We start from the raw sequence: 10,954 nt of genomic DNA, 5'->3' as shown, positions 1-10,954 counted from the left end.
GGAATCGCCATGCGCGTATTGCCCGACAACTTCAACACCCGGTTGAAATCGGCGGTGGCGGGTGCGCCGGACGCCAGTCTGGTCTTTCTGGGCAACTTCGAGGTCGAGGGCCGGTGGGCCATCGGGGAACTCGGATTGCGCGGCGTCGCCTTCGAGGCCGGCCGGGCCGTGGTCAATCGCATGGACGAATTCGCCCTGCTGCTGGCCACCGGGACCGATTACGTGGTCCTGAAGAAGGAACCCGACGCGGACTATCTGAGCTATCTGGCCGATCTCGGACTGGAATTGCCGCGAATCCTCGCCCCCGGCCGCCAGGATCCCCAGCGCATGGTCACCGAGGACGCCCTGGCCGATTCCGCGACGATCGCCCGCCTGACCCGATTGGCCGATGCGGGCTGCTGGCTGGCGCCCCATGGCGTGTCCACGCTCGAGGAGCAGCTCGCCGAGCGATCCGGTCTGCGGCTGGCCGCGCCCGGGGCGGCGATCTGCAAGGCGGTCAACAGCAAGATCTACAGCAGGCGCCTCGCCGATGAACTGGGTCTGCGGCAGGCGCGGGGATGGGCCTGCGACACCGTGGCCGAATGGGACGAGGCCGTCGCCGGTGCCCGCGCGCTGCTCGCCGCCGAGCGAAAGGTGGTGGTGAAGGACGCGTTCGGGGTATCGGGTAAGGGCATCGCCGTCATGGAGACCGTGCAGCGCCTCGATCGGCTGCACCGGATGATCGCCCGCGGCGCGGCCCGGGCCGGACACGGGCGGGTCGGTCTGGTGGTCGAGGAGTGGGTCGCCAAGGATCGCGATCTGAACTATCAGTTCACGGTGGGCCGTGACGGTGCGGTGCGTTTCGACTTCGTCAAGGAGGCGTTGACCGACGGGGGAGTACACAAGGGACATCGGTTCCCGGCCGCACTCACGACCGCGCAGCTCGACGAACTGCGGGACAGTGCGCAGCGGATCGGGACGCGGCTCGCCCGCGACGGGTACTTCGGCGTGGTCGGGGTGGATGCGCTGGTCGATCCCGACGGCGGGCTGTATCCGCTGCTGGAGATCAACGCGCGCAACAACATGTCCACCTATCAGGCCCTGGTACAGGAGACCTTCGCCGGGGCCGGAAAGGTCGCTCTCGCACGGCATTACGTGCTGCGGTTGCGCACGGAGCTGACCTTCGAGCAGCTGCGGCGGCGACTGGACGGTGTGCTGCTCGACCGCGGCAACGGAAACGGATTGCTGGTCAACAACTTCGCCACCGTCAACGCGGCCGCGCCGGTGCGGGGGTCCGCGCGTGAGCGGTCCTTCGACGGCCGGTTGTACGGAATGCTGGTCGCCTCCTCGGCCGATCGGCTGACCGCCCTGGACAACGAGATCACGGCCCGGCTCGCGGCCGGATAGGAGGCAACGGCGATGTCCGAGTTCGAGATTCAGGGCACACCGGTATCGGAGCTGGCGGCCGAGTACGGCACGCCGCTGTTCGTCTACGACGGTGACGTGCTGATCGGCCAGTACGACGGGCTGCGCGGACGGCTGCATCCGAAGCTGGAGATCTTCTTCTCCCTCAAGGCCAATCCCAACGTATCGGTCTGCGCGCTCCTGCGTTCCAGGGGCGCGCGGGCGGAGGTGTCGTCGCTGACCGAACTGGTCACGGCGATCCGCGCCGGGGTGCCGCCGGAACATATCGTCTTCGTCGGGCCCGGTAAGAGCGTCGAGGAACTGACCGCCTGCCTGGACGGCGATATCTTCGCCATCGTCTGTGAATCGCTGGGCGAACTGGAGACCATCGATCGGCTCGCGCGGCTGCGCGGCACGGTCGCCCGCGTGGCGTTGCGGATCAATCCCGCGTTCGCCGTCAAGGGATCCGGTCTCACCATGGGCGGTAAGCCCCGGCAGTTCGGCATCGATGAGGCGCAGCTGGACGGGCTCGGGGATTTGGTGCGGCGATTCGCGAATGTCCGGTTGATGGGTGTGCACGTGTACATGGGCACGCGCATTCTCAGCGAGGACGTCGTCATCGAAAACACCAGGCGCATCCTTGATTTGGCGCGAGACGTATCGGCTCGGCTGAACTTCCCGCTGGAGCTGGTGGATATCGGCGGTGGTCTCGGGGTCGCCTACTTCGACGGTGAACGCGATATCGACCCCGCGGTGCTGGCGGCGGGGCTCGAGCCGATCATCGCGGAATTCGCGGCCGCCCAGCCGGATACCCGGCTCGTCATGGAACTCGGGCGGTATCTCACCGCGCTCGCGGGCACGTATGTGGTGCGGGTCCGGTATGTGAAAACCTCGATGGGACAACGCTTCGCGGTCACCGACGGCGGCACCCATCATCATATGGCCGCGGTCGGCATCGGCTCGTTCGTCAAGCGGAACTTCCCCGTGCGCGCACTCGATCGCGCGGGCGAGGAGCCGAGCGAGGGCTGGACGGTGACCGGACCGCTGTGCACGCCCAACGACACTCTGGCGAAAGACATTTCGCTACCGCCCGTGCGGCCCGGTGATCTGCTGGGTGTGCTGCGATCGGGCGCCTACGGGCCGAGCGCCTCGCCCGTGCTGTTCCTCGGTCACGGCGCGCCCGCGGAAATCCTTGTCCACCACGGCCAGTGCTATCGGATCCGCGATCGGGACCGGCCCGAGGATCTGCTGCGTCCGCAGCATCTGCACGATTTCTCGGCCCTGGCCGCGGCGAGCGCCCGACCGATCCCGACAATCGAAGGAATACAACGATGAACCAGGCCGTGCTCACCGACAAGGTCGTCACCATCCTCGCCGGGATGGTCAAGCTCGCCCCCGATTCGCTGGAATGGGGTATGCGGCTGTTCGACGATCTCGGGCTCGATTCGACCAGCGCGCTCGAACTCCTGATGCGGATCGAGGACGAGACCGGAATCGAATTCGACGACGACACCCTCGAACAGCAGCATTTCGAGACCGTGGGCTCGCTCGTCGGCTACACACTCGAACAACTGGAGGGTTAGGGCAATGCCGTTGCGGTTGGCGCGCATCGAGCGCAGGCTGTTCGGTCGCGGTGAACCCTACAGCGCCGAATTCGTCGACTACTTCGCGGATCTGGCCGGGCAGTTCGGGCAGCCGTTTCACGAGGAATACTTCACCAGCGCTGCGCCGAACTCCTTCACCGATATGGCCACCGAAATGCTGTCGCAGGCAACGCATCCGGAGGAGGTGTTCGATCTGGCGCTGATCGCGCACGCCACGCCGGACGCCCGCCCGACCCGGCCCGCCTGCTATCTCTCGCATGCGCTGGCGGGCGACGCCCTGTCCTTCGCGCTGTCCGAACAGGGCGTGACCGCGCCGTTCACCGCACTCCGGATCGCCGGGGAATACGCGCGCGACACCGGATTTCGCCGGGCGATGGTGATGATCCTGGATCAGAGCTTCCTGTGGAACGGCGCCGAGGCCCGGCTGCCGGAGGGTACGCGGATGCCCGGCCGGGATTCGGCGGTCGTGCTGGTGCTGGCCGACGACGGTGCGCCCGGTGCGATCTCGGTCCGCAGTATCGCCGATGTGGCGGCAGGGGAGGTGTGCCGGTTGGTGACCGAGCAGTTGCGGGAATTCGCCGCGGCCGGGCCGCCGATGACGACGATCGCCGGGGTCGGCGTCGATCGCGGGATCGCCGACGAATTCCGGATCGAATGGGCCGCGGCGGATCTGCCGTGCACGGGCCTGTGGACGGCCTTCGCCGACGGCCTGCCGCGCTGGACGGTGACCGGGCAGCGGGTCGTACTGGTCGACTACGATCCGGCCTTACGGTATCTGTCGCTGTGCGCGGTGGATGTGCCACGCGCCCAGGCAGATTCGTCGGCAGGGGTGTGACGGCCGATGCGGCAGTATCGCGCCCGCAGCATGTCCCGGCCACCCGAGAAATATGCGCGGTCAGGCGCCCCGCTCACCTGTTAAATTAATTTTCAGGGGGTCGAGAATTGGTGACAGGGGACTGCGATGACCGAGGTTTCTCTCGAATACGCCCGGGCCGGAATGGCCGGGCCGATGGCCCATATCATCCTCGCGGAGAATGAGGTGCTGCGGCGGGAATTGGCGGTGGTATTGCGCCGCCTGCCCGCCGTCGGCGCCGTACATCAGTGCCCGGATTGGGCGGGGGCCGAGCGGCTGCTGCGCGCCGGACGGATCGATGTCCTGATCCTGACCTCCGCGGAGGGTCATCGGCTGCGACTGCTGGGACGCAACGGGTTTCGGCCGAAGGTGCTGATGCTCATCGATGAGCCGCAGGCGGCCGATCCGGGCCCGCTGGCGAGCCTGCCGGTGGACGGATTCCTGTTGCGCCAGGAATTGTCGGCGCGGACGCTGCACGATGCCCTGCGCCGCATGGCCGGCGGCGAGATTCCGATGCCCGCGGTCCTCGCGCGGCAATTGCTCGGCCGCGCCGGGGCCGAACCCGGGAATCTGCGCCCGGTCTCGCTGACCGCCCGGGAGAACGAGACGCTCGCCCTGCTCGCCCAGGGTTTGAGTAATAAGCAGATCGCCCGCAGGCTCGAGATTTCCGAGCATGGGGTGAAACGCTTGGTGGGCAGTGTATTGCTGAAGCTCGGATCGCCGAATCGTACGACCGCGGTCGTCACCGCCATGAAATACGGAATCATCGACAGCCTGTGACCGGAGGTAATGCCCGTGACACTCCACCCGCAGACCGAGGCGGTACTGCAACTGATGACGGCCTCCTATCCCGATATCGGCGCCGGTGTCACCGATGCCGAGGCCGCCCGGCGGGTGCTGAGCCGGGTCAAACAGCCACCGGCGCCGCAGCTTCCGCGCGTGGAAGATCGAGCGATACCCGGTGCGCCCGATATCCCGGTGCGGATCTACTGGCCCGCGGCCCACGGCGGTCCGCATCCGGTGATCGTCTTCTTCCACGGCGGCGGATTCGTCCTGTGCGGACTCGACAGCCACGACGGCCTGTGCCGGACCGTGGCCGCCGGGGTCCCCGCGATCGTGATCTCCGTGGACTATCGCCTCTCGCCCGAACACAAGTACCCCGCCGCCGTCGAGGATGCCGTCCGCGCGGTGTCCTGGGCGCACGCCCACGCGGCCGAACTCGGCGGTGATCCACGGCGATTGGTCGTGGCCGGGGACAGCGCGGGCGGCAATCTGGCGACGGTGACCTGCCTGCGGATCCGTGACGGCGGCGGCCCTCCGATCGCGTTCCAGCTGCTGCTGTATCCGTGGCTGGACTTCCTGGCCGAACTGCCCTCACGCCGCGACAATGCCGAGGGCTACTATCTGACCGCGACCCATCTGCGCTGGTTCGAACAGCAGTATCTGAACTCCCCCGCCGAGGCGGCGCATCCCGACGTCTCACCGCTGCGCGCGGAGAGTCTGGCCGATCTGCCGCCCGCGCTGGTGCTCACCGCGGAATACGATCCGCTGCGCGACGAGGGCGAGGCCTACGCCGCCCGGCTGGCCGAAGCCGGTGTGCCGGTGCGGGTTTACCGCGCCGACGGGCTGTTCCACTGCTTCCTCGCCATGATCGACTTCCTGCCCGGAGCCCGCGAGGCGGCCGAAACCGTGTGTGCGGCAGTGCGTTCCGCGGTCGCGGCGCAACCGGTCGATTAGCGGGTCTGGCGAAGCTGGAGCACCGTCGTGTGGTGCTCCGGTATCAGCAGTCCCCATTGGCTGGCCAGCGCGATCGCCTCGTGCCGGTTGCGCACGCCCATCCGGGCGTAGAGCTCGGCGAGGCGGCGGAAGATCTCGCGTTGCGAATAGCCCTCGTTGCGGGCCAGGCGCACCACGGGGGTGCCTCGGGCCAGGGCGCGCAGCCACCGGATCTCATCCTCGCGCAGCGTGCCCTGATCGGGCCGCTCCACCGACGATTCGGCCAGTGAGCGCACGATTCGCGTCGGCAGCATGGTCTGTCCGGCGATGGCCGAACGCACGACCGCGACGATATCGTCCGGATTCGAATCCCATTGCACCACGGCATGAGCTCCGGCCCGCAGCGCGCCGCGGAAGTCCGCGATGGTCGGCGACATCAGCACCGCCACCACGACCAGGTCCGGGTGATCGGCGACCAGTTCGCGGACGGTGCGCATATCCGCGGTATGGACGGTCACCACCGCGGCGTCGACGGATTCCCTTCGGAAATCGGGAGGTTCACCCCCGGCGACCTCGAAACCGCCCTGTTCCAGGACGGCCGCCAAACCGGCGCGAAAGGTCGGGATGCGATCAAGGACGGCTATCTTCTCGGTCACGACTCATCTGCTTTCGTACATACCGGCCGCCGCGGCGAACCGCGGTGTGCCAGTGTCGTTTCCGTCTGCGAGCCGAGCTGGCCGAGCAGTGCCGCGCGGGTGAGTTCGGCCTTGTTGCCCACACCGAGTTTGGAACGGATGCGCCGCACGTACGTATCGACGGTATGCGGGCTGATACCGAGCCGGGCGGCGACCTGTCCGTGGGTCAATCCCTGGGCGATCTGACGCAGGACCTGTACCTCGCGCCCGGACAGCGGCCGGGAGTCGGTCGCGGCGCGGCCGGGAGCTCGCGGTGGCGCCCCGGTGCGGACGGCTGTTCCGGAGGCGACGATCCGGACGGCGCTGACGATGTTCTCGCCCGGTTCGGATTTGCTGATCACGCCCGTCGCCCCGGCGCGCAGATAGATGTCGTCATCGGTGGCGGCCTCGTTGTTGAGCACGAGGACGGGGGTGGATTTCGCGGTGTCGGTGACGGGCGTGAGATCACCCGACAGGGCCGCGGCATCGATCAGCGCGGCGTCGGCCAACCAGAACGGGGTCTCCTCGGGCGTGGCTCGAATGGCGACGACCTTGATACCGGCGGCGTTGAGGGTCTGACATAAACCCATGAGAAACAAAGGTGAGCTGATGAGTAAGTCTGTCCGAATCACAAGAACCTCCCCGGAGATCTCCCGGCTGCTGTTCGAGCCCTCGTTGGCAGGGCCATGAGAGGAGTGTGTTGACAGCGGCTTTCAGGTTTCTCGACGGTTCGCTCGAGCGCTGCCAACGCGGTGGGCCCCGCCGCTCCCGCATCGTCGCGGGAGCGGCGGGGCCCGGCGTCACGCGCGCGGTGCGATGCCCGCGCACAGCGTCTCGAGCAGTTCGGGGGGTGCGTCGAGGAACCGCTCGTGGCGGCCGTCGAACAGCTCGAAGGCGGTCTCGCCGCAGACCGGCCAGCCCGTCATCCGTTCGGGCCGGACATCGTTGTCCTCGGTCCAGCCGATGGCGGTGATCGGACATCGCAGCCGCAGCGGGTCGGGAACGACGTAGCGGCGGCTCATTTCGACGTCGGCGCGCAGCATCCCGAGGTAGAGGTCCAGCAGTTCGCGGTGCGGTTCGTTGCCCTGGGCGCGGATCGTGGCCGTCAGTTCCGCGCGCAGCGCGGCATCGTCCATGGCCAGCATTCGCCCGGCGGGGCCGTCCTGCGGGGCCATCTGGCCCGAGACGTACAGCCGCGTCGCCGTCGGCCCGCCCGCGGCCTGCAGCTGCGCGGTCACCTCGTAGGCGACCAGCGCCGACCAGCAGTGCCCGAAGAATGCGAACGGGACGTCCAGATATCGCGCGAGCCCATCGATCAGATCCCGGGCCAACTCGGCGAAGGTCGCGGGCATCGGATCGAGGAAGCGGGGCATTCGGCCGGGCAATTCGACCGGCAGGAATTCGATGCCGGACATGCGATCCGGCCATCTGCCGAAGACGCCCGCGCCGTATCCGGCATGCGGTAGGTTGAACACCCGCCCGGCCGCGGTGGGGGACGGCGCGCGCGGGAGCCAGGCGCCCGGGCCGATAACAGTGGTCATAGCGTGGCCTCCGGCTCGGAGATCGCGGTCCGGGGCGCCAGATCGGCGCGGGCCCGCTGTTCGGGGTAGATGATCTGGAGCATGACGCCGGTCATGGCGGTGGTCACCAGGGCCATCACGACCATGAGCGAATACAGTCCGGTGTCGAGGACATGCAGTTGCAGTCCGACGGTCAGGACGATGAGTTCGGTGAGCCCCCGGGTGTTGATCAGGACCGCCAGCACGGCCGAATGCCGCGTGCGCACCCCGCACAGGCGCGCCCCGGCGAATGCGCCGATTCCCTTGCCGCCGATCGCCACCAGCAGGATCAGCCCCAGCTCGCCGAGTGCGGTGCCATCGATCCGCGACAGGTCGACGGTGAGCCCGGCGACCATGAAGAACACCGGCAACAGCAGATTCGAGCAGATCCGCCCGACCCACGGCAGCGTCCGCTCGCGCAGCCGCATACCGTGGCCGCGCGGCATGGCCACGCCGAACAGGAACGCGCCGAAGATCAGATGCAGTCCCATCCATTGGGTTGCCATGGCGGATAACCACAATCCGCCCGCCGCGGCGACCACGATCGCGGCCGCGCCGAGCCGGGCGACGACCCGATTGCGCGGCCATCCGCCCGCCTCGGCGCGCGCGGCCAGCCGGGCCAGCACCGGACGCACGACCAGCAGTAGCAGCGCGGCGAACGGGATGATCAGCGCTATCTGCCAGGGGCCCGCGGCTCCGCCGGCCAGGGCGGCGACCACGGCGAGCAGTGACCAGGCCAGGACGTCGTCCAGTGACGCGCAGGCCAAAGCCAGTGCGCCGATGGGTGTTCGGAGCAGACCCCGGTCGGTGAGGATGCGGGCCAGGACCGGGAATGCGGTGACCGACATCGCGGTGCCGAGGAACAGGATGAACGCCGCCCGCTGATGGCTGGGATGGTGGCCGAGCAGATACAGCGCCAGCAGCGCGCCGAGGGCGAACGGCACGACGATCGCACTGAGCGCGACACCGGAGGCGATCCGGCCCTGGCCGCGCAGCAGATTCCGATCCAGTTCCAGGCCGACGAGGAACATGAATACGGCGACACCGATATCGGCCAGCAGGGTCAGCGACGGGCGGACCTCGGCCGGAAACAGCGTGCGGGTCAGTGCGCCCCCGAACAGTGTGGGCCCCAACAGGATTCCGCCGAGGATCTCACCGATCACGGCGGGCTGGCCCACGCGCCGGGCCGCCACGCCGAGTATCCGTGCGGCCCCGGCGATCACGGCGAGGTCGAGCAGCAGGATCAGTGCCGTATGCGCACTCATCCGGTCACCCGTTGCAGCTGGTGCGCGCGATCGTCGAAGACCCCGTCGCGCGGGACCGCCGTCCCGAGCACCTGGACCCGATTTCCCTTGTCGCGCACCTCGAGTCGGCCGCCGCGTTCGGACAGCTGCACCGCGGTGAGCCGCACCTTGTCCAGCCGCCGGCCCCAGTACGGGGTGAGCTTGCAGTGCGCGGTGACGCACACCTGATCCTCGTTCACCCCCAGCGCCGGGAAGAAGGTCCGGGAGGCGAAGTCGATGCCGTCGCGGCCGGGCGCGGTCACGATATGTCCGCGGAACGGCTGTCGGGCCAGGGCCGCGAAGTCCGGGCGCAGGGACTCGAGGACCGCGAGCGAGGCGACCTCGATCAGGATGTCGTCGCTGGATACCGCGCAGGACACCGCGTCGGTGCCGAGCGCGTCGAGCAGGCCCGGCGGCGGCGCGCAGGCGGTGAGCGCTGCGGTGGGCAGATCGATGGCGATCAGATCCCCGTCGCGGCGCGCGTGCAGGACACCGTTATCGGAGACAAACGTCAGCCGGGTCAGATCGCTGCCGGTGAGCAGGACCCGCGCGCTGGCGATCGTCGCATGTCCGCACAGGTTGATCTCCTTATGCGGGGTGAACCAGCGCACCCGGAATTCCGCGGCCCCGCTCGGCACCACGAAAGCCGTTGTCGGCAGCCCGATTCGGTGCGCTGTCCGCTGCATCGCGGCGCCGGAGGGGAACTCCGGCGCCTGGACGACCGCGGCCGGATTGCCCGCGTAGCGCGCGTCGGCGAAGGTGTCAACTATGTGATGGCGCATTCCCTCGGTCTTCCTCCCGTCGGGACAGGCTGCGGAACATCAGGTCGATCGCCGCGCCCATGCCCCACACCTCCCGATACGGCGGACCTTCCGGCCCCGTGTCGATATCGTGCTGGCGCGCATAGGCGGCCGTGGTCCACTCCGGTGTGGTCGGATACCGGTGGTGATAGTCGTGATTGGGCAGATCCCCGACCACGACCAGCAGCCGCGACGGCAGGTGATAGCCCAGGGTCACCGTCGTCCAGCGCAGCCATGCCCCCGGCCCGGCGCCGCGGGCCGGCACGGCCGACCCGCAGAACCGTGCGGATGTATTGGCCGCGGTGTAGAACCGATGTCCCAGTTCGGGATTGCGCGGCGCCAGCCATTCGTGCTCGCCCAGCCGATCCAGCAGCGCGCTGAGCTGAGCGAACAGAATGACCGGCAGGACGAATGCCAGCAGCAGCACCAGCACGCCGTGCGGCAGCCAGAACGGCAGCGATACCCACCAGCCGATCCACGCGGCGAAGGCGAGCACCCGCGCGAACCCGCCCTTCAGGTTGCTGCCGATCCGGCCGACGAAACCGTTCCAGTAGAAGACCGGCGACGCGAACACCAGCCACGCGCGCCGCCACAGCGTCGATCTGCTCAGCCCCGGCCGAAAACCCAAGGCGTGCAGGAACTGCACCGGCGGATCGATCGCGGTGGCGAACACCTCGCGCCGATGGTGATTGTCGAAATGCTCCTCCTTGAAATCCCGGAAGGTATGGAAGACCGACAGCACCGTGACGACCTCACCCCAGAACGCGTCCCATCGCTTACTTCCGGAGAATCTGCGATGCAGCGCCTGATGCGCGATGACCAGCACCATCAACCGCTCCCCGTGCACGGTGAGCACCCAGCCCACGAGCAGCGCGAGGTACCACAGCGGGAACATCAGCGTCACCGCGAGCGTGGACAGGGCCAGGCCACCGAGGAATACGGCCAGGGTCACGGCCAGATAGGTGGCCCAGCTGTGCCGGATCAGCGGCCGCTGCCCCGGCAGGGCCCGGCCGGTCTGCCATGTCCAGAAGTGTTGTGTCCATAGCGGAAAACGCAGGTAGGTGGCACGTACATCGTCCATG

The 10,954-nt window shown here is 68.3% G+C and carries 12 protein-coding genes; 6 read left to right on the top strand and 6 right to left on the bottom strand.

Annotated elements, in window-relative coordinates; all coding sequences use genetic code 11:
- Nucleotides 1-9 precede the first annotated feature (9 nt).
- The 6 genes from ACIA76_RS06650 (at nucleotide 10) to ACIA76_RS06625 (ending at nucleotide 5,577) form a co-directional block, all read left to right on the top strand.
- Nucleotides 10-1,386, top strand: a complete 1,377-nt coding sequence (locus ACIA76_RS06650; RefSeq protein WP_397149229.1) for an ATP-grasp domain-containing protein — start codon at nucleotides 10-12, stop codon at nucleotides 1,384-1,386.
- A 12-nt stretch (nucleotides 1,387-1,398) separates the two neighbouring features.
- Nucleotides 1,399-2,718 carry a type III PLP-dependent enzyme gene (locus ACIA76_RS06645; RefSeq protein ID WP_397149227.1) on the top strand — a complete coding sequence of 440 codons (1,320 nt, stop codon included), beginning with the start codon at nucleotides 1,399-1,401 and terminating at the stop codon, nucleotides 2,716-2,718.
- Nucleotides 2,715-2,966, top strand: coding sequence for an acyl carrier protein (locus tag ACIA76_RS06640; protein WP_397149225.1), 252 nt, complete (start codon nucleotides 2,715-2,717; stop codon nucleotides 2,964-2,966). The genes ACIA76_RS06645 and ACIA76_RS06640 overlap by 4 nt, the downstream gene beginning before the upstream one ends.
- 4 nt (nucleotides 2,967-2,970) lie before the next feature.
- Complete coding sequence (locus ACIA76_RS06635) at nucleotides 2,971-3,822, top strand: hypothetical protein (RefSeq protein ID WP_397149223.1); 852 nt, start codon at nucleotides 2,971-2,973, stop codon at nucleotides 3,820-3,822.
- A gap of 126 nt (nucleotides 3,823-3,948) precedes the next feature.
- Nucleotides 3,949-4,620 carry a LuxR C-terminal-related transcriptional regulator gene (locus ACIA76_RS06630; RefSeq protein WP_397149221.1) on the top strand — a complete coding sequence of 224 codons (672 nt, stop codon included), beginning with the start codon at nucleotides 3,949-3,951 and terminating at the stop codon, nucleotides 4,618-4,620.
- A gap of 15 nt (nucleotides 4,621-4,635) precedes the next feature.
- Nucleotides 4,636-5,577, top strand: coding sequence for an alpha/beta hydrolase fold domain-containing protein (locus ACIA76_RS06625; protein WP_397149219.1), 942 nt, complete (start codon nucleotides 4,636-4,638; stop codon nucleotides 5,575-5,577).
- On the opposite strand, the gene ACIA76_RS06620 is transcribed toward ACIA76_RS06625, so the two are convergent.
- The 6 genes from ACIA76_RS06620 to ACIA76_RS06595 all read right to left on the bottom strand — a co-directional run bounded on the left by ACIA76_RS06620 (nucleotide 5,574) and on the right by ACIA76_RS06595 (nucleotide 10,953).
- On the bottom strand, nucleotides 5,574-6,212 hold the full coding sequence (locus ACIA76_RS06620; RefSeq protein WP_397149217.1) for a hypothetical protein: 639 nt from the start codon (nucleotides 6,210-6,212) through the stop codon (nucleotides 5,574-5,576). The genes ACIA76_RS06625 and ACIA76_RS06620 overlap by 4 nt on opposite strands.
- The gene (locus tag ACIA76_RS06615) at nucleotides 6,209-6,820 is read right to left on the bottom strand and encodes a response regulator transcription factor (RefSeq protein ID WP_397149216.1); all 612 of its coding nucleotides are present in this window, start codon (nucleotides 6,818-6,820) and stop codon (nucleotides 6,209-6,211) included. The genes ACIA76_RS06620 and ACIA76_RS06615 overlap by 4 nt, the downstream gene beginning before the upstream one ends.
- Before the next feature lie 210 nt (nucleotides 6,821-7,030).
- A complete protein-coding gene (locus tag ACIA76_RS06610; RefSeq protein ID WP_397149215.1) occupies nucleotides 7,031-7,771 on the bottom strand; it encodes a thioesterase II family protein in 741 nt (246 codons plus the stop codon).
- The gene (locus ACIA76_RS06605) at nucleotides 7,768-9,054 is read right to left on the bottom strand and encodes a cation:proton antiporter (protein WP_397149213.1); all 1,287 of its coding nucleotides are present in this window, start codon (nucleotides 9,052-9,054) and stop codon (nucleotides 7,768-7,770) included. Before ACIA76_RS06605 ends, ACIA76_RS06610 begins: the two co-directional genes overlap by 4 nt.
- Nucleotides 9,051-9,854 (bottom strand): PhzF family phenazine biosynthesis protein, encoded by an 804-nt coding sequence (locus ACIA76_RS06600; RefSeq protein WP_397149211.1) that lies wholly within the window; start codon nucleotides 9,852-9,854, stop codon nucleotides 9,051-9,053. The genes ACIA76_RS06605 and ACIA76_RS06600 overlap by 4 nt, the downstream gene beginning before the upstream one ends.
- Nucleotides 9,835-10,953, bottom strand: coding sequence for a fatty acid desaturase (locus ACIA76_RS06595; protein ID WP_397149208.1), 1,119 nt, complete (start codon nucleotides 10,951-10,953; stop codon nucleotides 9,835-9,837). Before ACIA76_RS06595 ends, ACIA76_RS06600 begins: the two co-directional genes overlap by 20 nt.
- Nucleotide 10,954: the final 1 nt, after the last annotated feature.

The sequence above is a fragment of the Nocardia sp. NPDC051570 genome (assembly GCF_044454005.1).
In the GTDB taxonomy this organism is placed as follows: domain Bacteria; phylum Actinomycetota; class Actinomycetes; order Mycobacteriales; family Mycobacteriaceae; genus Nocardia.
Note: the sequence above shows the minus strand (reverse complement) of the source record. Positions and strands in the feature narration are given on the sequence as shown.